This is a genomic window from Streptomyces massasporeus (assembly GCF_014648995.1).
GTDB lineage: Bacteria > Actinomycetota > Actinomycetes > Streptomycetales > Streptomycetaceae > Streptomyces > Streptomyces massasporeus.
Window position 1 is genome coordinate 264,761 of sequence record NZ_BMSE01000011.1, and the last position, 20,802, is coordinate 285,562.

Genomic DNA, 20,802 nt, shown 5'->3' on the forward strand with positions numbered 1-20,802 from the left:
CGCGTTCCTCACGCGTCGGCTCCGGTGGTGGACTTGCGCGCGATACGGCCGCGGATGCCGAACCATCCGGCGACCAGTGCTCCGACGATCAGCGGCAGGCACAGCACGGTGGTGCGTCCCGCGCCGCCGTCGGCGTACATGAGGACCAGGACGGAGGCGAGGAAGGCCAGCGTCACGATCTCGGTCCAGGGGGAGCCCGGGAGCCGGTAGCCCGGGCGGGTCAGCTCGCCCTTCTGGGTCTTCTGCCAGAAGAGGAGGTGACAGAGCATGATCATGCCCCAGGTGGCGAGGATGCCGATCGCGGCGAAGTTCAGCACGATCTCGAACGCCTCGGCGGGCACGACGAAGTTGAGTCCGACGCCCAGGACGCAGATGCCGCTGGTGAGCAGGATGCCGCCGTAGGGGACCTGGCTGCGGCTCATCACGGAGGTGAACCTGGGCGCGGATCCGGACATGGCCATGGAGCGCAGGATGCGGCCGGTGGAGTACAGGCCGGAGTTGAGGGAGGACATGGCGGCCGTGAGGACGACGAGGTTCATCACGCCGCCGGCCGCCGGGATGCCGATGTTGGACAGCACCGTCACGAAGGGGCTCTCGCCGGCGGTGTACTTGTTCCACGGCAGCAGCATCGACAGCAGCACGACCGAGCCGACGTAGAACACGCCGACGCGCCACATGATCGAGTTGATCGCCTTCGGCATGATCTTCTCGGGGTTCTCGGTCTCACCCGCGGCGACGCCGACCAGCTCGACGGAGGCGTAGGCGAAGACGACGCCCTGGATGATCAGCAGCATGGGCAGCAGGCCGTGCGGGAAGACACCGCCGCTGTCGCCGATCAGGGACGGGCCGGGGGTGTGGCCGTCGACGGGGTGCTGGGTGACCAGCAGGAAGATGCCGATGCACATGAAGACGACCAGCGCGCCGACCTTGACGATCGCGAACCAGAATTCCAGCTCGCCGAAGATCTTCACCGAGATCAGGTTGACGGTGAGGACGACCGCCAGCGCGATCAGCGCGATCACCCACTGGGGTATGTCGGAGAACATGCCCCAGTAGTGGGTGTAGGTGGCGACGGCGGTGATGTCGGCGATGCCGGTGGTCGCCCAGTTGAGGAAGTACATCCAACCGGCGGTGTAGGCGCCCTTCTCCCCCATGAACTCGCGTGCGTAGGAGACGAAGGCGCCGGAGGAGGGCCGGTACAGCACGAGTTCGCCGAGCGCGCGCACGACGAGGAAGGCGAAGAGGCCGCAGACCGCGTAGGCGATGAAGAGGGAGGGGCCGGCGTCGGCGAGGCGTCCGCCCGCGCCGAGGAAGAGGCCGGTGCCGATCGCTCCGCCGATGGCGATCATGTTGACGTGCCGGGACTTCAGCGACTTGCTGTAGCCCTCGTCTCCGGCATCGACATGGACGGAACGTTTCTGCACCTCGTTGTGCAGGGACTGCTCGCTCACGCCTCGGGTCCGCCTTCCGTGGGGGTGTCCGTGCGCGATGAACGCACGATGTCGGTGAGGGTCGTCTCGACGCGGTCGAGGTGGTGGGCCATGGCCTCCACCGCGTCGTTCTCGGAACCGTCGATCAGCGCCTCGACGATCGCCCGGTGCTCGCGGTTGGACTGCTCGCGGCGGCCGCCCAGCTCGTTGAGGAAGGCCGACTGGCGGGCCAGCGCGTCCCGGATCTCCTCGATGACCCGGCGGAAGACCGGGTTCTGGGCGGCCTCGGCCACGGCGAGATGGAACAGCGTGTCCATGGCGACCCACGCGGTGGTGTCCGTCTCCCGCTCCATCCGGTCCAGCAGGTGGGCCAGGTGGTCGAGGTTCTCCGGGGTGCGGCGCCGGGCCGCGTACCCGGCGACCGGGATCTCGACATGGCGGCGCACCTCCAGCAGGTCGCTGGCCGCGTAGTCCCCGAAGGTGGGGTCCTCGACGGTGCTGGCGACGACGAAGGTGCCCTTGCCGGTCCGGGACACGGTCAGACCCATGGTCTGCAGTGCCCGCAGCGCCTCGCGCAGCACCGGCCGCGAGACCTCGAGGGTGCGGCACAGTTCCGCCTCGGAGGGGAGCTTGTCGCCGATGGCGTATTCGCCCCGTTCGATGGCGCCGCGCAGGTACGCCAGCACCGCTTCCATGGCACTGACGCGTCGCACGGGCTGTCCGGCTGTCCGGCTGTCTGACAGGTTCACGGGAGAGATACTCCGGCCGACGGAAGGCGGCTGTCAAGAGGGCGCCCCCAGGGGCGCGGGGAACTGCGCGACAAGCCACGATGGCGCCGCAGACAGCCGACGGCGCCTCCCGGCAGACCACTCAACCGTGCAGCACACCTGCTCCGAGCAGCCCGAACAGCAGCACGCCCACCACGATCCGGTAGATCACGAACGCGTTGAACGAGTGCTTGGCGACGAACTTCAGCAGCCAGGCGATGGAGGCGTACGCCACGACGAAGGAGACGACCGTGCCGACGGCGAGCGGCGCGGCGCCCGCCCCCGTGCCCAGGGCGTCCTTGAGCTCGTAGAGGCCGGCGCCGGTCAGGGCGGGGATGCCGAGGAAGAAGGAGAGGCGGGTGGCGGCGACGCGGTCCAGGTCGAGGATGAGCGCGGTGGACATGGTGGCGCCTGAGCGGGAGAAGCCGGGGAAGAGCAGGGCGAGGATCTGGGAGCTGCCGACCAGCATCGCGTCCTTGAACGAGGTGTCGTCCTCGCCGCGCTTGTGCCGGCCCATCTGGTCCGCCGCCCACATCACGCCGCTGCCGACGATCAGCGAGCCGGCGACGACCCACAGCGAGGCGAGCGGGCCCTCGATGAGCGGCTTGGCGGCCAGCCCAACAGCGACGATCGGGATGGTCGCGCAGATGACCCACCAGGCGAACTTGTAGTCGTGGTGGTACCGCTCCTCGCGGTCGCGCAGGCCCCTCCCCCAGGCGGAGACGATCCGCACGATGTCCTTGAAGAAGTACACGAGCACCGCGGCGATCGCGCCGACCTGGATGACGGCCGAGAACCCGACCACCGCATCGTCGTCGACGGGGATCCCCATCAGTCCCTCGACGATCTTCAGATGCCCGGTGGAGGAGACGGGCAGGAACTCGGTCACCCCCTCGACGGCTCCGAGGACGACGGCCTGACCGACGCTGATGACGCTCATGGGATCCAGTTCTGCTCGGGGGGCGGGAGCGGAGGGGACCGTCTTACTACACCCGGACGAGAACGGATCTCATGGACGCGCCTCACAGACGCGCCAGTGCCGCCCCCGCGAAGGCCGCGGCGACACCGGCCGTCACACTGACCGCGACGTTGAGGCCGGCCTGCAGTCGCGCCCCGGTCTCCGCCAGCCGCAGCGTCTCGTAGGAGAACGTCGAGTACGTCGTGAGGGCCCCGCACAGGCCGGTGCCGAGCAGCAGCTGGAGGTGGGTGGCGGCTCCGGTGAGCAGGCCGAGGATCAGGGAGCCGGTGACGTTCACGGTGAGGGTGCCCCAGGGGAAGACCGAGTCGTGCCGCGCCTGGACCGCCCGGTCGGTGAGGTAGCGCAGCGGGGCACCGACCAGGGCGCCGCCGACTACCAGCAGCCAGTTCACAACGAGTTCTTACCCTTCGTGTCCGCCCCGCCGGGCGTGCCGTCCCGGCCGGCGTACCGGATGACCTCGCAGTCGTCGAGTGTCACCAGCCCCTCGGTGACCAGTTCGTCGAGCTGCGGCAGGAACGCGCGGACCCGTGGCTCGGTGTCGACGATCACCACGGCGACCGGCAGGTCCTCGCTCAGGGACAGCAGCCGCGAGGTATGGATCAGGGAGGAGGCGCCGAAGCCCTCGATGCCGCGGAAGACGCTGGCACCCGCGAGTCCCGCCGCGTGGGCGCGGTGGACGATCTCCGAGTAGAGGGGCCTGTGGTGCCAGGTGTCGCGCTCGCCGACGAAAACGGTCAGGCGCAGGGCCCTGCCGGTCAGCCTCGTCATCGTCGCCTCCCTTTCAGGACACGGCGGGTCGTCCCGGCCGCGAGCCACACCGCCGTGAGCGCCGCGAGCGGGGTCACGGCGAGGTAGGCCAGCCCGGGGCCGGGACGGCCGCCGTCGATGAGTTTCTGGATGTCGACGGCGTACGTCGAGAACGTGGTGAAGCCGCCCAGGACTCCGGTGCCGAAGAAGGGCCGGACCAGGGGGTGGGCGGTCCGGATCTCGGTGATGACCACCATGAACACGCCGATCACGGCGCAGCCGGCGATATTGATCCCGAGGGTCGTCCAGGGGAATCCGCCCGGGGATGTGGGCCACCAGAGGGAGGCCGCGTACCGGGCGGTCGCGCCCACTCCCCCGCCGAGCGAGACGACCGCGACGACGGGCGCCTGGGCACGCCAGGGGGACGGGTGGGGCGCGGTCGCAGGAACGCGGAGGCCTTCGCCGGCTGTCATGGGGTGTCCGTCTCCTACTCGCCGGGGCCCGGGGTCGCACGGGCGCGTGCCGTCGCAAGTAGGGACCGTTGGCGGCGTGCTTGCCGCGGTTCGGGTACGGCGGGCCCCACCGCCGCGCCGCGACGGGGTCGCGGCCGGAGTTCAGGTTAACCCCGGGGGCGGGGCGGGGTCACTCCGAGGCGGGCGGGTGCGGGTCACTTCGCCGCGGGCGGCTCGCAGACCGCCACGCCCCGTTCCCGGATGCTGCCGAGGATCAGGTGCCCGCCCGCTTCGCAGACGCTGGTGGGCATGCGGTAGCCGGAGCGGCGGCGGGCGAGGTGGTGCACGACGCGGCCCTCGTCGTCGAAGGCCTGGACGGCGATCGCGCCGGTGGGCCGGAACGGGGCGTGTACGGCCAGGCGCGCGGCGGCGGCGCGGACGCCGGGCGCGCTGCGGTGGAACAGGTCGAGGGCCGGGACGCGGGGGCCGGCGAGCGCGACCCAGATCGGTCCGTCGGGCGCGCCGCGCCAGAGGTTGTCGGGCATGCCCGGGAGGTTCTCGGCGAACGGCTCGCTCCGCCCTGCCTTCGGCCCGGTGAGCCAGAGGCGCAGCAGCCGGCAGGCACCGGTCTCGGCGACGACGAGGAAGGACTCGTCCGCGCCGACCGCGATGCCGTTGGCGAACTGCAGCCCGTCCAGCACCACCTCGGGTGCGTCCGCGCCGGGGGCGAGCCGCAGCAGCCGTCCCGTACCGGTGTGTTCGACGATGTCGCCGATCCACTGCTCCAGCGGGTAACGGCGGCTGGACACGGTGAAGTAGACGCTGCCGTCGGAGAGGGCCACGGCGTTGCTGCAGAAGCGCAGTGGCTCCCCCGCCACCGAGTCGGCGAGGATCCGGACCGTGCCGTCGCCGGTGTCGACGCGCAGGAGTCCGCGTTCGGCGTCGCACACCAGCAGGTCGCCGTCCGGGAGGAGTTCGAGCCCGAGCGGCCTGCCGCCGGTCTCGGCGATCACCTCGACGCGGGCCGCGACCGGGTCGGCGAGGGCGTCGAGGCGCAGAATGCGGCCGTCCGCGACGCCGGTGAGGACGCGGCCGCGCGGGTCGGCGACCACGTCCTCGGGGCCGGGGCCCACCGCGACGTAGTGGCGGGGTACGAGTGCCGTGGGACGGTCCATTGCGCGGGTGTCCTTCACCATCGGGGGCGATACCGGTGTACCGGGTCGCCTACCAGCCCTTCTCAAACATCCGGGCGACTTCCGCGATCCGCATGTCGTCGCGGTGGTAGTGCACCCGGCCCGCGGACCTGCTGGTGCGCAGCATGCCGGTCGCCTCCAGCAGCCGCAGATGGGTGACGGCGACCGGGCGCGGCATCGAAAACCGCTCGGCGACGGCGTCCGCGGTGACACCGTCCGCCGCGGGACCGGGTTCCTTCAGCCAGGCCAGGATGCGCAGCCGCGTCTCGTCCGTGGGTGTCCTCAGCATGTCGTGCCCCTGCCTCGCGGCTTCGCCCTCTCACCGAGTCTTCCCACTGTCTCGCAGCCGACGCCGCCGCGTCCGGGCTTCGGCATCGTTGACCGATACCGAACTTCCCTGCCGAGGAGCGGAGTTCGGACAGACGAGCGACGAGAGGGCGGGGCCCGGGAAGCCGGGCCCCGCCCGCGGTGGACTCAGCGGTGCCGGAACCAGGACATCGACGGGAGCGCCCGGTCGTCGTAGCCGAACAGCGCCTGGTTCTCCCAGGCGTTGCCGGACGCCGCGTCGGTCGGGTCCCAGCCGTTGCCGCCGACCGCGGTCCAGGTCGCCTCCCAGTAGAAGGCGCCGAGCCCGCGGCCGTTCGGGACGGCCTCCACGATGCTCATCATGTCGTTCATCCACCGCGTCTGACCGGCCACGCTCGCCGGGTAGCCGCCGACGAGTTCGCCGCCGGTGTCGATGATGTTCTCGTGCGCGTCCTCGCTGTCCAGACGGAACGGGTAGGCGGTCTCGGCGACGAAGACCGGCTTGCCGTAGCGGGCTGCCGCGTCGTCGAGGGTCGTCTGGAAGTCGGCCAGCGTGCCGTGCCAGTAGCCGTAGAACGACAGGCCGATCGCGTCGAACTTCACGCCGTGGGAGCGTGCGCTGTCGAACCACCAGCGGGTGCCCTCCAGGTCACCGCCCTCGGCGAGGTGCAGGGCCACGGTGGTGGAGGAGCTGACCGCCTTGACGGCGTCGTAGCCGGTGTTGAGCAGAGCGGCCAGCTGCGTCCAGTTGGAGGTGGATCCCTCGTTCCAGAGCATGCCGCCGTTGATCTCGTTGCCGACCTGGACCATGTCGGCGGTGGTGCCCTGCGCCTTCAGGGCGTTCAGCACGTCGTACGTGTGGTTGTACACGTCCGTCTTCAGTTGACCGTATGTGTGTCCGGCCCAGGCGGCGGGCTTGTCCTGGCGTCCCGGGTCCGCCCAGAAGTCCGAGTAGTGGAAGTCGACCAGCAGCTTCATGCCCTGTGCCTTGACGCGCTTGGCCGTGGCCAGGACGCGGGCCTTGTTGTTGTAGCCGTCGGCCGGATTCACCCAGACCTTGAGGCGCGCGTAGTTCATGCCGTTCGACTTGAGGACGGCCAGGGGGTCGGCGGCGGCGCCCGAGGTGTTCCGGTAGACGCCGCCCTTGGCCTCGCTCTTGGCCAGCGACGAGACGTCGGCACCCTTGATCGACGTACCGGACGTGCCGGACGTGAAGGTCAGGTCGTCGACGTTGATCCAGTTGCCCGCGTTCGCGTCGCTGCTGACGCTGATCGTGCACTGTCCGGCGGTCACCTGGACAGGCACGACGATCCGGAGCCAGCCGCTTGCCGAGACCGGCAGGTCGGTGCGCTGTTCGGCGCCGCCGCAGTTCTTCAGCGCGAGGTACGCCGACTTCTGCCCGCCGCCGGAGCGGACCCAGGCCGTGAGCCGGTAGTTCCCGTTGGTGAGCCCGGACAGGTACTGGTACGTCTCCACCTTGTAGGCCGACGAGGACCAGTGGCTGAGGCGGTGGCTGCCGGAGTGGCCGCCGGACTCGGCGAACGAGGCGCCGGTGTCGCCGTATTCGGACCAGCCGCTCGGGGTCGCGACGCCCGCACCGTCGGCTTCGAAGCCGCCGTTGGCAAGGGTGCTCGCGGCGTGGGCGGTGCCGGCGGGCAGGGCGGTGAGGGCAAGGCCCGCGGCGAGCGGGAGCAGCAGGGCCCTGAGGGTGCGTCTGGGATGGAACATCGTCGTCCGTCGTCCCTTCGACGTGGGGGTGGGGAGGCGCTCCTCACCCGGGGGCAGGTGAGGACCCTCCGCCCGCGGCTCGTGGCACGCGCGGGCGGAGGGAGTCGGATCAGCCGTCGAGCCGGACGACCCGGACGGCTCCGGCCGGGACGGCCAGGCGGCCCGTGGCGGGTTCACCGGTCAGCAGCTCGGTGCCCGCGGCCTCCAGCGGCACCTTGACGTCCGAGCCGGTGTGGTTGACCGCGAACAGGTAGGTGCCCGACGCGCCCGCGCGCCGGACCACTTCGACGTCCTGGGGCAGATCGCGCGGGGCGAGCCGCGCGTCCTCGCCCGCCCGGCCGAGCAGCGCGTCGAGGCCGTCGGCGCCGAGCCGGGTGGAGACGTACCAGGCGGTGCCCTCGCCGAGACGGTGCCGGGTGACGGCGGGCAGACCGGCGGTGAGGCCGTCGGCGTAGGTCAGGACGGTCTCCGCGCCGCGCGGCACCACGAACTCCGTCCACACGTCGGCGGCCAGCTCGGCCCCGTCCGGGCCGGTGACGCACACCCGTTCGCCGGGCAGCAGCGGGGAGAACTCCTCGACGGTGAGGCCGAGGACGTCCCGCAGCGGGCCCGGGTAGGCGCCCTCGTGGACGGCGTCGTGCTCGTCGACGATGCCGGAGAAGTACGAGACGACGAGCGTGCCGCCGTTCTCGACGTACGCCTTCAGGTTGCGCCCGGCCGCCTCCGTCATGAGGTACAGGGCCGGTACGACGACAAGGGGATACCTCGACAAGTCGGCTTCCGGGTGGGCGAAGTCGACGGTGAGGTGGCGGTCGTAGAGGGCCTCGTAGAAGGCGTCGGCGCGCTCGCGGGCCTCGTGGTCGACACTGGGGCGCCAGTCGAGGTTCTGCGCCCACCAGGAGTGCCAGTCCCACAGCACGGCCACGTCGGCCTCGGTGCGGGTGCCGCGGATCTCGCTCAACGCCTCGACGGAAGCGCCGAGTTCGACGACCTCGCGCCACACGCGGGTGTCGGTGCCGCCGTGCGGGACCATCGCCGAGTGGAACTTCTCGGCGCCGCGCCGGGACTGGCGCCACTGGAAGAACAGGGCGCCCTCGGAACCGCGCGCCACATGGGCAAGGGAGTTGCGGGCCATCTGGCCGGGGGCCTTGGCGGGGTTGCGGGGCTGCCAGTTGACACCCGAGGTGGAGTGCTCCAGCAGCAGCCAGGGGGCGCCGCCCGCGACGGACCGCGTGAGGTCCGCGGCCATCGCCAGGTTGACGTGGGTGCGGCGGCCGTCGGTGATCAGGTAGTGGTCGTTGGTGACGAGGTCGACCTCGCGGCCCCAGGCCCAGTAGTCGACGGAGTCGCACTGGCTCAGCGCCGTCATGAAGTTGGTGGTGACCGGGACGCCGGGCGAGAGGCGGTGCAGGATGTCCCGCTCCGCGACGAAGTTCTCGCGCATGGTGGCGTCGGCGAACCGCTTGTAGTCCAGCGCCTGGGCGGGGTTGACGGCCGCGGGGGTGAGGCGGGGCGGGTTGATGTCCTCGAGGTCGCCGTAGCGCTGGCCCCAGAAGGCCGTGCCCCAGGCCTCGTTGACCGCGTCGACCGTGCCGTACGTGGTCGCCAGCCAGCGGCGGAAGTGGGCGGCGCAGGACGCGCAGTAGCAGGCGGAGACGGGGACGCCGTACTCGTTGTGGACGTGCCACATCGCCAGCGCCGGGTGGTCGCCGTAGCGTTCGGCGAGCTTCCGCGTGATGGAGGCCGCGGCCTCGCGGTAGTCGGCGTTGCTGTGGCAGATGGCCGCCCGGGAGCCGAACTCGTACCGCACGCCCTCGGCGGTCACCGGCAGCGCCTCGGGGTGGGCCCGGTAGAACCAGACGGGCGGTACGACGGTGGGGGTGCCGAGGTCGACGCGGATGCCGTGCTCGTGCAGCAGGTCCAGGAGCCGGTCGAGCCAGCCGAAGTCGTAGCGACCGGGTGAGGGCTCCAGCAGGGCCCAGGAGAAGATCCCGACGCTCACCAGGGTGACGCCGGCCTCCCGCATCAGCCGGACGTCCTCCTGCCAGACGCTTTCCGGCCACTGCTCGGGGTTGTAGTCCCCACCGAAGGCGAGCCTGGTGAGGCCCCTGGGGGTGGTCTCCGGCATGGATGGTCTCCCGGTGGTCGAAAATTTGGGAACGTGCACACACGCCGATGCGGCGCGGAGGCCAACATAACCGCACAGCAACAACCATTGACAAGTGTCCGGGATGTTTCTCTACTGTGAACGCTCACAGAAGCATGGCAGGTCCTCGCAGCAGGCGAGGACCCCAGGTCAGGGGAGAGATCCATGCCGTACACGAAGCGCCGCCGCCTCGTGAGAACCGCCGTCGCCATCGCCCTCGGCGCCACCACCCTCGCCGCCTGTGGCTCGGAATCCGCGGACAGCGAGACCGAGTCGGGGCCGGCCTCGCTGACGTACTGGACCTGGACGCCCGGCATGGACAAGGTCGTGGACCTGTGGAACAAGGGGCCGGGCAAGAAGGACCAGATCACCGTCACGGTGAAGAAGCAGGCGTCCGGTGACACGCTGGTCACCAAGATCCTCACCGCGCACAAGGCCGGCAAGGCACCCGACCTGGTGCAGGCCGAGTACCAGGCGCTGCCCACACTGGTCAGCAACGACGCGCTCGCGGACATCTCGAAGCACGTCGGCGGGGCCGAGGACGAGTTCGCCGGCGGTGTCTGGCAGCAGACCACGCTCGGCACCGACGCGGTGTACGCGGTCCCGCAGGACATCGGGCCGATGATGTTCTACTACCGCGAGGACCTGTTCAAGCAGTACGGCCTGACGGTGCCGACGACCTGGGACGAGTTCGCCGAGACCGCCCGGAAGCTGAAGAAGGCGGCCCCCGGCAAGGACCTCACCACCTTCTCCGCCAACGACTCCGGCCTCTTCGCGGGCCTCGCCCAGCAGGCCGGCGCCAAGTGGTGGACGACCTCCGGCGACCAGTGGAAGGTCTCCATCGACGACGCGGCCACCCAGAAGGTCGCGAAGTTCTGGGGCGGCCTGGTGAAGGAGGGCGCCATCGACAACCAGCCGATGTACACCCCGGCCTGGAACAAGGCGCTCAACACCGGCAAGCAGATCGCGTGGGTCAGCGCCGTGTGGGCACCGGGCACCCTGACCACCGCCGCACCCGACACCAAGGGCAAGTGGGCCATGGCCCCGCTCCCCCAGTGGTCCGTGAGCGAGAACCGCACCGGCAGCTGGGGCGGCTCCTCCACCGCCGTCACCACCGACTCCAAGCACCAGGCGGCCGCCGCGAAGTTCGCCACCTGGCTGAACACCGACAGCGAGGCCCTCAACGCGCTGGCGAAGGAGAGCGGCATCTACCCGGCCGCCACCAACGCCCAGACCAGCGGCGCCTTCCTCAAGCCGCCGGCCTACTTCTCCCACCAGGCCGACTTCTACCGCAAGGCCGCCGACATCGCCGAGACCACCGCGCCCTCCGCCTGGGGCCCGAACGTCAACGTCGCCTACACCACGTTCAAGGACACCTTCGGCGCCGCCGCGAAGAGCAAGTCCGACTTCGGCGCCGCCCTGGACGAGATGCAGGCCGACACCGTCGCCGACATGAAGAAGCAGGGCTTCGAGGTCGCTCCGTGAAAAGCACGGCACGCCGGCAGTCGTACGGGGTGAAGGGCGCCCCGTACGCCCACCCGTCTCCCACCACCACCCTCGAACGAGCGCGAAGCGCCCCCTACTTTTTCCTCCTCCCAGCCACCCTCCTCTTCGCCCTGTTCTTCGCCCTGCCCATCGGCTACGCGCTCTGGCTCAGCTTCCGCAAGGTCAAGGTCTCGGGCCTCGGTCTCGGCTCCGGCGCCCGCAGAGAGGTCTGGGCGGGTCTGGAGAACTACACCGACGCCCTCTCCGACAGCGAACTGCTGCACGGCGCCCTGCGGGTGCTCGGCTACGGGTGCATCGTCGTGCCCGTCATGCTCGGCCTCGCCCTGCTGTTCGCGCTGATGCTCGACTCGGAGAAGGTGCGGCTCGCGCCCGTCACCCGGCTCGCGATCTTCCTGCCGTACGCCATCCCCGGCGTGGTGGCCGCCCTGCTCTGGGGCTTCCTCTACCTGCCGGACGTCAGCCCCTTCTCCTACGTGCTCGACCAGCTCGGGATGCCCCAGCCGGACCTGCTGGACGGCGGGCCGCTGTACCTCGCCCTGTCGAACATCGCGGTGTGGGGCGGCACCGGCTTCAACATGATCGTCATCTACACCTCGCTCCGGGCGATCCCGGCGGAGGTGTACGAGGCCGCGAAGCTCGACGGCGCCACCCCGACGCAGATCGCGTTGCGCATCAAGATCCCGATGGTGGCGCCCTCACTGGTGCTGACCTGCTTCTTCTCGATCATCGCGACGCTCCAGATGTTCAACGAGCCGACCACCCTCAAGCCGCTCACCAACTCCGTGTCCACGACGTGGAGTCCGCTGATGAAGGTGTACCGGGACGCCTTCGGCGAAGGTGACATCCACGGAGCCGCGGCGCAGGCCGTGATCATCGCCTTCGCCACGCTCCTCCTCTCCTTCGGCTTCCTGCGGGCCGTGAACCGTCGCCAGAAGCAGGAGGCCGCCCGATGAGCTCCCTCGCCGTCCCCCAGGCAGAGCCGAGGGCGGGCAGCACGCCCGGCACGGCCCAGGACCGCCGCCCACCGCTGCGCCGCCGGATCGCCCTGGTCCCCACGGTCACCCTGCTGCTGGGCGCGCTCTACTGCCTGCTGCCGGTCGCCTGGGTGGTCATCGCCGCCACCAAGTCCGGGCGTGAGCTGTTCTCCACCTTCACGTTCCTGCCGGGCACCGGCTTCGCCGACAATGTCCGGGACCTGACCGCCTACCGCGACGGCGTCTACTGGCAGTGGATGGCCAACTCCGCCCTGTACGCCGGCCTCGGGGCCCTGCTGTCGACGTGCGTGTCGGCGGTCAGCGGCTACGCGCTCGCGACCTACCGCTTCCGCGGCCGCGAGACGATCTTCAACGTGCTGCTCGCCGGCGTGCTGATGCCGCCGGTGATCCTGGCCGTCCCGCAGTACCTGCTGCTCGCGCAGGCCGACCTCACCGACTCCTACCTGTCCGTCCTGCTGCCGCAGATCCTCTTCCCGTACGGCGTCTACCTCGCGCGGATCTACGCCGCCGCCGCGGTGCCCGCCGACGTGGTCGAGGCGGGACGCATGGACGGGGCGAGCGAGTGGCGGATCTTCACCCGGATCGCGCTGCCGATGATGATCCCCGGGATGGTGACGGTGTTCCTGTTCCAGTTCGTGGCGATCTGGAACAACTTCCTGCTCCCGTACATCATGCTCAGCGACGACGAGAAGTTCCCGATCACGCTCGGCCTGTTCACGTTGCTGGAGCAGGGCGCCAACACCCCGGCCCTGTACACCCTGGTGATCACCGGAGCCTTCCTCGCGGTGTTGCCGCTGGTCGCCCTCTTCCTGGTCATCCAGCGGTTCTGGAGTCTGGATCTGCTCTCGGGAGCCGTAAAGTCGTGACCGTGAACGCTACGGGAGGCAGGCGCAGGCCGCCCACGATCCATGACGTGGCACGCGAGGCGGGCGTCTCGCGCGGCACCGTCTCGCGCGTGCTGAACGGTGGCCACTACGTCAGTCCTGCCGCCCAGGAGGCGGTCAACGCGGCCATCCGCAGGACGGGTTACGTGGTCAACCGGCATGCCCGGTCCCTGATCACCGGGCGGTCCGACTCGATCGGCTTCCTGCTCACGGAGCCGCAGGAGCGGTTCTTCGAGGACCCCAACTTCAACGTCCTGCTGCGCGGCTGCACCCAGGCGCTGGCCGCGCACGACATTCCGCTGCTGCTGATGCTGGCGGGGACCGAGGACGAACGGCGGCGCATCACGCGGTACATCACGGCCGGGCACGTCGACGGGGTGCTGCTGGTCTCCAGTCACTCCGGTGATCCGGTCGCCGAGCGGCTGCGCGAGGCGGGGGTGCCGCTGGTCGCGTGCGGGAAGCCGATCGGGCTGGCCTCCAAGGTGAGTTATGTGGCCGCCGACGACCGGGACGGGGCCCGTGACATGGTGCGTCACCTGCTGTCGCTCGGGCGGCGCCGGGTGGGTACGGTGACCGGTCCGCTGGACACGCCAGGCGGTGTCGAGCGCCTCGCCGGCTACCGGGAGGTGCTCGCACAGGCGGGCCTGGAGTACGACGAGCGGCTGGTCGTCTCCGGTGATTACAGCCGGGCGAGCGGCGAGGCGGGTGCCGAGCGGCTGCTGGCGCAGGCCTCGGACATCGACGCGGTGTTCGTGGCCTCCGACCTGATGGCGCAGGGCGTGCTCGCGGCCCTGCAGCGGGCCGGACGGCGGGTGCCGCAGGACGTGGCGGTCGGCGGGTTCGACGACTCCCCGGCGGCCGTGGCCTCCAGCCCCGAGCTGACGACGATCCGGCAGCCGTGGGACCGCATCAGCAACGAGATGGTGCGGGTGCTGCTCGCGCAGATCGGCGGCGAGGATCCGGCGGCGGTGATCCTGCCTACGGAGCTGGTGAAGCGGGAGTCGACGTAGGGCCCCGGAGGGGGGTGGAGCCGGGAGACCGTGCTCCATGAGCCTTGAGGCCGGAGCGGCGAGGGCGTGTTCCATGAGCCTCGGGCCGGCAGCCGCGAGCCCGCACTCCATGCACGGTCATTGAACCCTGCACCGGTGTTACCGTTCCCCTATGGCGTCGAAAACGGCTGGTGGGCAGCTCGAGGACCGGTGGCGGGACATCCTGTCGGCGCACGCCCGCACGATGTGTGAGATCGACCGGGCGCTTCATCCGCACGGTCTCGGCGCCTCCGACTTCGAGGTGCTGGACATGCTCGCGACCGCGGCGCCCGAAGAGGGCGAGCAGTGCCGGGTCCAAAACCTCGTGGGGCGGGTCCATCTCAGTCAGAGCGCGCTGTCGCGGCTGATCGCCCGGCTGGAGAAGGACGGGCTGGTGACGCGGTCCGTGTGCATGGAGGACCGGCGGGGGGTGTGGGTCTCTCTGACGCCCAGGGGCCGTGACCTGCACGCCGAGGTGCTGCCGCTGCAGCGGGCAGCCCTGTCCCGGACGCTGGGCGGAGAGCCGCCCAGGCCCGGATCGGGTCGGTCGCCCCGCTAGCGCGCCAGCAGGGTGCGGACTCCCTCCGAGGTCAGTGTCAGGCGGTGCTCGGAGCTGCCGTCGATGGTGAGCGACAGGTCGTCGGCCGGCCACTGTGCGGCGAGGGCGCCGAGGGGCACCAGGCGGTAGCGGGAAACGAACGGCAGCAGCCCGGCCATCTCCACCTCGGAGGTGAACACGGGCACCACCGGTTCGCCGCCCGGCTGTTCCAGCACCGGAAGCGCCACCGCCGAGGGGTTGGCGGCGTCGGAGTCGTTGGCGTCGTCGGGCACGGGGATGAGCACGTCGCTGTTGGCGAGCGCGTCCAGAGCCGCCGTGTCCTCGGTGTTCTCGGAGAGGACGTCCAAAGCCCGCTGGGCGGGCGTGGGCGTGGGGTCGTTTGCGGGTGTCTCCATGGCAGATTCCCTGGTAGCGGCGGTCGTGCGGCCCACCCGGGCATGATCCGCCCGGGTGCGTTCCTGCTCGCGTACCCGAACGGCAACGGGGCAACCCTGGTGGATCTTCGGGGTTGGTGGGAGCACGGGGGAGATCTTGTGAGGGCCGGAGTGTCTCCGGGTTGTCCCCGGGTTTCCGCGGGATGTTGACGCGCCTGATGTTACCGGTAACATCAGGCGTCTGATCCAGACGTACGCGACTGTGCCCTCCGCCCACCCACACGGTGGCCCGTCCTCCGGAGTCCGCGTGACCGAAGAGCGCGTTGCCCGCCTCTCCCCCGCACCCGCCGGGCCTGTGTTCAGCAAGGCCGCCGTGGTCGCCTCCTGCGTGGGCTTCGTGCTCATCGGTGTGCTGCAGTCCCTGTACGGCCCGGCGATCCCCGCATTCCGGGCGGAGTTCGGGCTCTCGCCCTCCGCCGCCGGGCTGGGACTGAGTGCTCACTTCGTCGGTGGTGTGGGCGGGGTGCTGCTGTTCGACCGGCTCTACGGCCGGGTCGGCAACCGGCGCGTCCTCGGCAGTTCGTATCTGCTGATGGCCATGGGCGCGGCCGGCTTCGCCCTGGCGCCCGACTGGCCCACCGCCCTGGCGGCGGCCCTGCTCGCGGGTTTCGGCTTCGGCGGCATCGACTACGGCCTCAACCAGCTGTTCGCCGTGGGCTTCGGCTCCCGTTCGACCGCGCTGCTGAACGTCCTCCACGCGCACTTCGGCATCGGCGCCATCCTCGGCCCCGCCGTGATCGGCGCGGTCGGCTCGGAGCACTACCCGGCCGTCTTCCTCGCCTTCGCGCTCGCCAACCTGCCGTTGCTGCTGTGCCTGCGGGGTGTGCGCAGTCACGTGCCCGCTCCGGCCGGCGACGAGGTCGGCGGCGGGGCCGGCGGCACCTCCGTCCTCGGGCGGAGCCTCGGCTCCGTGCTCGCGGTCTTCGTCGCCCTCTACGTGCTGCACGTCGGCGTCGAGGCCGGTGTCGGCGGCTGGGAGCCCACGCACCTGGAGACCGTCGGCTACGGCGCGGGGGTGGCCGCCACCGCCACCTCCGTGTACTGGCTGATGATGACCGTCGGCCGCTTCCTGGTCGCCCCGCTCGCGCTGCGCTTCTCCGCCCAGGCCATCATCACCGTCTCGTGCGCGGGCATGACGGTGTGCCTGCTGGCCGCGACCGTCCCGGCGCTCGCCCCCTACGCGTACGCCGGTGTCGGTCTGTTCATCGCGCCGATCTTCCCCACCGGACTGCCCTGGCTCAACCGCGCCGCCCCGCAGGCCCGGCGGGCCGGCGCCCTGGTCATCGCGGCCTCCATGATCGGCGGTGTCGCCGCGGGGCCCGCGCTGGGCAAGGCCATCGAGTGGTCCGGGATCCGCGCCGTGCCGCTCCTGCTGTGCGGCGTCTCGGCGCTCTGCCTGGCCGCCACCCTCTGGCTCGTCCGCGGCACCCGCTCCCGCTGACTGCCTCCCCCTCTCCCGAAGGGAATCTTCCGCATGCCCGCCCTGACGACGACGTCCGACGGATTCCTGCTGCACGGCGAGCCGTTCCGGATCATCTCCGGCGCGCTGCACTACTTCCGCGTCCACCCCGCGCTCTGGTCCGACCGGCTGCGCAAGGCGCGGCTGATGGGCCTCAACACGGTGGAGACGTACATCCCGTGGAACCACCACCAGCCCGAGCCCGAGGGCCCCCTCGTCTTCGACGGCTTCCTCGACCTGCCCCGGTTCCTCCGGCTCGCCCGGGACGAGGGGCTGCGGGTGCTGCTGCGTCCGGGGCCGTTCATCTGCGCCGAGTGGGACGGCGGCGGCCTGCCCGACTGGCTGACCTCCGACCCGGACATCCGGCCGCGCACCAGCGACCCCCGCTTCACCGGGGCCGTCGACCGCTACCTCGACCTGCTGCTGCCCGCGCTCCGGCCGCACATGGCGGCGGCGGGCGGTCCCGTCATCGCGGTGCAGGTGGAGAACGAGTACGGGGCCTACGGTGACGACAGCGCCTATCTGAAGCACCTCGCCGACGCGTTCCGCTCCCGTGGCGTGGAGGAACTGCTGTTCACCTGCGACCAGGGCGATCCCGGGCATCTCGCGTCCGGAAGCCTGCCCGGTGTCCTCGTCACCGGCACCTTCGGCAGCCGCGTCGAGCAGTCCCTGGCCCGTCTGCGCGAGCACCGGCCCGAAGACCCCCTGTTCTGTGCCGAGTTCTGGATCGGCTGGTTCGACCACTGGGGCGGGCCCCACCACGTGCGGGACGCGGCCGACGCCGCCGCCGACCTGGACCGGCTGCTGTCCGCCGGGGCGTCCGTCAACATCTACATGTTCCACGGCGGCACCAACTTCGGCTTCACCAACGGCGCCAACCACAAGCACGCCTACACGCCCACCGTGACGTCCTACGACTACGACGCCGCGCTCACCGAGTGCGGCGACCCGGGCCCGAAGTACCATGCCTTCCGCGAGGTCATCGCCCGCCACGCACCTGTCCCCGACGAGCCCGTCCCGGCCCCGGGCCCCAAACTCCCGCCCACCCCCGTGGAGTTGAACAGCCGGGCTCCTCTCCTGCCGCTCGCCGGTTCGCTCGCCCCCGCCGTACGCACCGACACGCCCGTGACCATGGACGAGCTCGGGCAGCGCACCGGCTACGCGCTCTACCGCACCACCCTGCCGGCCGGCGGTGACGGAGTGCTGCACTTCGCCCGCGGCGTCGGCGACCGCGCGCAGGTCTTCGTGGACGGCGCGCCCGTCGGCGTGCTGGAGAGCGAACGCCACGACGAGTCGCTGCCCGTGCGCGTGCCGCGGCCCGGCGCGACGCTGGAGGTCCTCGTCGAGAACATGGGCGGCGTCAACTACGGCCCCCGCATCGGCGCACCCAAGGGCCTGCTCGGCCCGGTCGCCTTCAACGGCACGGACCTGACGGGCTGGGACGGCCACCCACTGCCTCTGGGCGACCCGGGGGCGGTGCCGTTCGCCCCGGCCGGCGAGACACCGGTCACCGTCCCGGCCTTCCACCGTGGCACCTTCGACGTCGGCACCCCCGCCGACGCCTTCCTCTCCCTGCCCGGCTGGACGAAGGGCCAGGCCTGGATCAATGGCTTCCACCTGGGCCGCTACTGGAACCGCGGCCCGCAGCGCACGCTGTACGTTCCCGCGCCGGTGCTGCGTGCCGGCTCCAACGAGCTCGTCCTGCTGGAGCTGCACGGCACGACCGCCACCCGCGCCCTGCTCACCGACACCCCCGACCTCGGCCCGGAGAACACATGGTGACGCATCTCCTGCGGGTTCCTCCGCCCGCCGCTCCCCCGCTGACCGGTCACCTGCCGTTCGCGGACGCCCCCGGCGTGCCCGACCCGATCGAGGTCACCAGCCGTTGGCTGACCCGGGGCGGCCGGCCCTGGTTCCCGGTCTCCGGCGAGTTCCACTACTCCCGCTACCCGAACGGGATGTGGGAGGAGGAGCTGCTGAAGATGAAGGCGGGCGGGGTGAGCGCCGTCGCCTCCTACGTCATCTGGATCCACCACGAGGAGGTCGAGGGGCGGGTCCGCTTCGACGGCGACCGCGACCTCAGGCGGTTCGCCGAGCTGTGCGCCCGGCACGGACTGGACTTCATCCCCAGGATCGGCCCCTGGTCCCACGCGGAGGTCCGCAACGGCGGCCTGCCCGACTGGCTCCTGACACGGACACGCGCACCGCGCACCGACGACCCCGCCTATCTGTCGCCCGTACGCGCCTGGTTCACGGAGATCGCGGGGCAACTGCGAGGACTGGAACGGGCGAGCGGCGGCCCGATCGTCGCCATCCAGATCGAGAACGAGCTCTACGACCGGCCCGGCCACCTGCGCACGCTGAAGCGCCTGGCCCAGGAGGCCGGACTGAGCGCGCCGTTGTGGACGTCGACCGCCTGGGGCGGAGTCCGGCTCCCGGGCGAGGAACTGCTTCCGCTGTACGGCGGCTACCCCGAGGCCTTCTGGACGGAGGCCGACGGGGGCTGGCCCGACACCTGCCGCAAGCACTTCTTCTTCACCCACCAGCGCGACGACGAAGCCATCGGCGCCGATCTGCGGCCCGCGGGCAGGCCGGACTCCGGCGCCTCTGCCGATCGATTCCCCTGGGCCACCTGTGAGTTGGGCGGCGGCATGGCGGTGGCCTACCACCGGCGGCCCCGGGTGGAGGCCGCCGACATCGGTGCCCTCGGGTTCACGAAGATCGGCTGCGGGTCGGTGTGGCAGGGCTACTACATGTTCCACGGCGGCACGAACCCGCCCGGCGAGCTGACGTCCCTCCAGGAGTCGCACGCCACCGGCTACCCCAACGACCTGCCCGTCCTGACCTACGACTTCCAGGCCCCGCTCGGCGAGTACGGACAGGTGCGGCCCTCGTACCACGAACTGCGCCTCCAGCACCTGCTGCTGGCCGACCTGGGACAGCGGATCGCGCCGATGCGGTCCGTGTTGCCCGAGCAGTCGCCGACCGGGCAGCACGACCGGGACACCCTCCGCTGGGCCGTGCGGACCGACGGCGCCTCCGGTTTCCTGTTCGTGACCAACCACCAGCCGCACGAGCCACTGCCGGACCACCCCGGCACGGCCTTCACGGTCGACTTCCCGCTCGCGCCCTCGCTGACGCTGCCGAGCGCTCCCGTCACCGTCCCCTCCGGCGCATACTTCTGCTGGCCGCTCCGGCTGGACGTGGCCGGGGTGCGGCTGGACTGGGCCACGGCGCAGCCCGTGTGCACCGTCGAGGCGGACGGCCGTACGGTCCTGGTGCTGGCCGCGACCGACGGCATCGCGCCCGAACTCGCCCTGGACACTGACACGGTGGCGTCCGTGGCCGTGCCGTCCGGGGAGATCACGCCGGTCGCCGGGCGGGTCCTGGTCGGCGGGGTGCGTCCCGGAACCGACGCCTTGATCGAGGTGGAGGCGGCCGACGGTTCGCGCGTCGGGCTGCTGGTCCTGGACGCGGTGACGGCCCGTACCGCCTACCGGGGCCCGGCGTGGGGTGCCGAGCGGCTGGTGCTGTGCGGGGACGGTGTGGTCTTCGACGAGTCCCGTGACGAGGTGCGGCTGCACAGTGCGGCCGCCGAGCCGTCGTTCGCGGTGCTGCCCGCACCGGATGCCGCCCCGGTGGTGGAGGGAGCCCGCGTGCGGCAGGCCGCGGAGGGTGTGTTCATGCGCTACACGATCGAGGCCGGGCCTCCCGCCACCACCACGGCGACGGTCACGTCCGTCAGACCGGGCGGCAGGGCGCCCCGGCCGGTGACCGGCGTGCAGGGCCGGGCGAGCGTGCCGCGCGAGGAGGACATCGACGCGGCGGCCGCCGAGTACCGGGTCGACGTACCGCAGGACCTGCTCCGGAACCCCGCGGGTGTGCTGCTGCGGCTGCGCTGGACGGGGGACCTGGCGCGGGCCTACGTGGGAGACGTCCTGGTCGCCGACCAGTTCTCCTCGGGACGGGTCTGGGACATCGGGCTGGACCGGCTGCCGGCCGGGGCACTGTGCACGCACGGGCTTCGGCTGCAGGTGCTGCCGCTGGCCCGGGACGCGCCCGTGCACCTGCCGGGGCAGTCGGGTGACGCCTGGCGGGAGGCGTGTGTGCTGGACGCCGCATGGGTGGTCACGCGGCGCTGGAGCGTCCGGACCGGCTGAGACGCTCCGGGCACCCGCCCGGCCTATGC

The 20,802-nt window shown here is 71.3% G+C and carries 19 protein-coding genes; 8 read left to right on the forward strand and 11 right to left on the reverse strand.

All coding sequences use genetic code 11. The features are described from left to right. Positions 1–8: 8 nt before the first annotated feature. The 10 genes from IE153_RS24525 to IE153_RS24570 all read right to left on the reverse strand — a co-directional run bounded on the left by IE153_RS24525 (position 9) and on the right by IE153_RS24570 (position 9,730). Positions 9–1,451: an amino acid permease gene (locus IE153_RS24525; RefSeq protein WP_189591971.1), complete on the reverse strand. Its 1,443-nt coding sequence runs from the start codon at positions 1,449–1,451 to the stop codon at positions 9–11. Then, positions 1,448–2,125, reverse strand: a complete 678-nt coding sequence (locus IE153_RS24530; protein WP_030844483.1) for a FadR/GntR family transcriptional regulator — start codon at positions 2,123–2,125, stop codon at positions 1,448–1,450. The genes IE153_RS24525 and IE153_RS24530 overlap by 4 nt, the downstream gene beginning before the upstream one ends. A 175-nt stretch (positions 2,126–2,300) precedes the next feature. After that, positions 2,301–3,137, reverse strand: coding sequence for an undecaprenyl-diphosphate phosphatase (locus IE153_RS24535; RefSeq protein WP_189591972.1), 837 nt, complete (start codon positions 3,135–3,137; stop codon positions 2,301–2,303). A gap of 82 nt (positions 3,138–3,219) precedes the next feature. Then, complete coding sequence (locus IE153_RS24540; RefSeq protein ID WP_189591973.1) at positions 3,220–3,567, reverse strand: fluoride efflux transporter FluC; 348 nt, start codon at positions 3,565–3,567, stop codon at positions 3,220–3,222. Next, positions 3,564–3,944, reverse strand: coding sequence for a DUF190 domain-containing protein (locus IE153_RS24545; protein WP_189591974.1), 381 nt, complete (start codon positions 3,942–3,944; stop codon positions 3,564–3,566). The genes IE153_RS24540 and IE153_RS24545 overlap by 4 nt, the downstream gene beginning before the upstream one ends. Then, positions 3,941–4,396, reverse strand: coding sequence for a fluoride efflux transporter CrcB (gene crcB / locus IE153_RS24550; RefSeq protein WP_189591975.1), 456 nt, complete (start codon positions 4,394–4,396; stop codon positions 3,941–3,943). The genes IE153_RS24545 and crcB overlap by 4 nt, the downstream gene beginning before the upstream one ends. A 194-nt stretch (positions 4,397–4,590) precedes the next feature. Then, positions 4,591–5,550, reverse strand: a complete 960-nt coding sequence (locus IE153_RS24555; protein WP_189591976.1) for an SMP-30/gluconolactonase/LRE family protein — start codon at positions 5,548–5,550, stop codon at positions 4,591–4,593. 49 nt (positions 5,551–5,599) lie between these two features. Continuing rightward, positions 5,600–5,857: an ArsR/SmtB family transcription factor gene (locus IE153_RS24560; protein WP_189591977.1), complete on the reverse strand. Its 258-nt coding sequence runs from the start codon at positions 5,855–5,857 to the stop codon at positions 5,600–5,602. A gap of 185 nt (positions 5,858–6,042) precedes the next feature. After that, complete coding sequence (locus tag IE153_RS24565; RefSeq protein ID WP_189591978.1) at positions 6,043–7,602, reverse strand: glycoside hydrolase family 53 protein; 1,560 nt, start codon at positions 7,600–7,602, stop codon at positions 6,043–6,045. Positions 7,603–7,711: 109 nt separating this feature from the next. Next, positions 7,712–9,730 (reverse strand): beta-galactosidase, encoded by a 2,019-nt coding sequence (locus tag IE153_RS24570; RefSeq protein ID WP_189591979.1) that lies wholly within the window; start codon positions 9,728–9,730, stop codon positions 7,712–7,714. A 183-nt stretch (positions 9,731–9,913) separates the two neighbouring features. Here IE153_RS24570 and IE153_RS24575 point away from each other — a divergent pair, with 183 nt between their 5' ends. From IE153_RS24575 to IE153_RS24595, 5 genes are all read left to right on the forward strand, one after another. Then, complete coding sequence (locus tag IE153_RS24575) at positions 9,914–11,233, forward strand: ABC transporter substrate-binding protein (RefSeq protein ID WP_189591980.1); 1,320 nt, start codon at positions 9,914–9,916, stop codon at positions 11,231–11,233. Further along, positions 11,230–12,207: a carbohydrate ABC transporter permease gene (locus IE153_RS24580; protein ID WP_229829147.1), complete on the forward strand. Its 978-nt coding sequence runs from the start codon at positions 11,230–11,232 to the stop codon at positions 12,205–12,207. The genes IE153_RS24575 and IE153_RS24580 overlap by 4 nt, the downstream gene beginning before the upstream one ends. Further along, complete coding sequence (locus IE153_RS24585) at positions 12,204–13,115, forward strand: carbohydrate ABC transporter permease (protein ID WP_189591981.1); 912 nt, start codon at positions 12,204–12,206, stop codon at positions 13,113–13,115. Before IE153_RS24580 ends, IE153_RS24585 begins: the two co-directional genes overlap by 4 nt. Next, positions 13,112–14,143, forward strand: coding sequence for a LacI family DNA-binding transcriptional regulator (locus IE153_RS24590; protein ID WP_189591982.1), 1,032 nt, complete (start codon positions 13,112–13,114; stop codon positions 14,141–14,143). The genes IE153_RS24585 and IE153_RS24590 overlap by 4 nt, the downstream gene beginning before the upstream one ends. Positions 14,144–14,294: 151 nt before the next feature. Continuing rightward, positions 14,295–14,720, forward strand: a complete 426-nt coding sequence (locus IE153_RS24595; protein WP_189591983.1) for a MarR family winged helix-turn-helix transcriptional regulator — start codon at positions 14,295–14,297, stop codon at positions 14,718–14,720. Here the strand turns inward: IE153_RS24595 and IE153_RS24600 are convergent. Beyond that, complete coding sequence (locus tag IE153_RS24600; RefSeq protein WP_107460221.1) at positions 14,717–15,115, reverse strand: SseB family protein; 399 nt, start codon at positions 15,113–15,115, stop codon at positions 14,717–14,719. The genes IE153_RS24595 and IE153_RS24600 overlap by 4 nt on opposite strands. Positions 15,116–15,449: 334 nt before the next feature. Here IE153_RS24600 and IE153_RS24605 point away from each other — a divergent pair, with 334 nt between their 5' ends. From IE153_RS24605 to IE153_RS24615, 3 genes are read left to right on the forward strand one after another with little or no spacing between them, the layout of a single operon-like run. Then, complete coding sequence (locus IE153_RS24605; protein WP_189592015.1) at positions 15,450–16,595, forward strand: MFS transporter; 1,146 nt, start codon at positions 15,450–15,452, stop codon at positions 16,593–16,595. A 33-nt stretch (positions 16,596–16,628) separates the two neighbouring features. Continuing rightward, positions 16,629–18,395, forward strand: coding sequence for a glycoside hydrolase family 35 protein (locus IE153_RS24610; protein WP_189591984.1), 1,767 nt, complete (start codon positions 16,629–16,631; stop codon positions 18,393–18,395). Continuing rightward, positions 18,389–20,773 (forward strand): beta-galactosidase, encoded by a 2,385-nt coding sequence (locus tag IE153_RS24615; protein WP_189591985.1) that lies wholly within the window; start codon positions 18,389–18,391, stop codon positions 20,771–20,773. Before IE153_RS24610 ends, IE153_RS24615 begins: the two co-directional genes overlap by 7 nt. The last annotated feature ends 29 nt before the right edge of the window (positions 20,774–20,802 follow it).

Excerpts from the sequence above, each read along its gene's own strand:
- IE153_RS24555 (WP_189591976.1), bottom strand. The coding sequence starts at position 5,550 with ATGGACCGTCCCACGGCACTCGTACCCCGCCACTACGTCGCGGTGGGC.
- IE153_RS24565 (WP_189591978.1), bottom strand. The coding sequence starts at position 7,602 with ATGTTCCATCCCAGACGCACCCTCAGGGCCCTGCTGCTCCCGCTCGCC.
- IE153_RS24585 (WP_189591981.1), top strand. The coding sequence starts at position 12,204 with ATGAGCTCCCTCGCCGTCCCCCAGGCAGAGCCGAGGGCGGGCAGCACG.
- IE153_RS24615 (WP_189591985.1), top strand. The coding sequence starts at position 18,389 with ATGGTGACGCATCTCCTGCGGGTTCCTCCGCCCGCCGCTCCCCCGCTG.
- IE153_RS24570 (WP_189591979.1), bottom strand. The coding sequence starts at position 9,730 with ATGCCGGAGACCACCCCCAGGGGCCTCACCAGGCTCGCCTTCGGTGGG.
- crcB (WP_189591975.1), bottom strand. The coding sequence starts at position 4,396 with ATGACAGCCGGCGAAGGCCTCCGCGTTCCTGCGACCGCGCCCCACCCG.
- IE153_RS24545 (WP_189591974.1), bottom strand. The coding sequence starts at position 3,944 with ATGACGAGGCTGACCGGCAGGGCCCTGCGCCTGACCGTTTTCGTCGGC.
- IE153_RS24600 (WP_107460221.1), bottom strand. The coding sequence starts at position 15,115 with ATGGAGACACCCGCAAACGACCCCACGCCCACGCCCGCCCAGCGGGCT.
- IE153_RS24595 (WP_189591983.1), top strand. The coding sequence starts at position 14,295 with ATGGCGTCGAAAACGGCTGGTGGGCAGCTCGAGGACCGGTGGCGGGAC.
- IE153_RS24560 (WP_189591977.1), bottom strand. The coding sequence starts at position 5,857 with ATGCTGAGGACACCCACGGACGAGACGCGGCTGCGCATCCTGGCCTGG.
- IE153_RS24535 (WP_189591972.1), bottom strand. The coding sequence starts at position 3,137 with ATGAGCGTCATCAGCGTCGGTCAGGCCGTCGTCCTCGGAGCCGTCGAG.
- IE153_RS24530 (WP_030844483.1), bottom strand. The coding sequence starts at position 2,125 with ATGGAAGCGGTGCTGGCGTACCTGCGCGGCGCCATCGAACGGGGCGAA.
- IE153_RS24575 (WP_189591980.1), top strand. The coding sequence starts at position 9,914 with ATGCCGTACACGAAGCGCCGCCGCCTCGTGAGAACCGCCGTCGCCATC.
- IE153_RS24610 (WP_189591984.1), top strand. The coding sequence starts at position 16,629 with ATGCCCGCCCTGACGACGACGTCCGACGGATTCCTGCTGCACGGCGAG.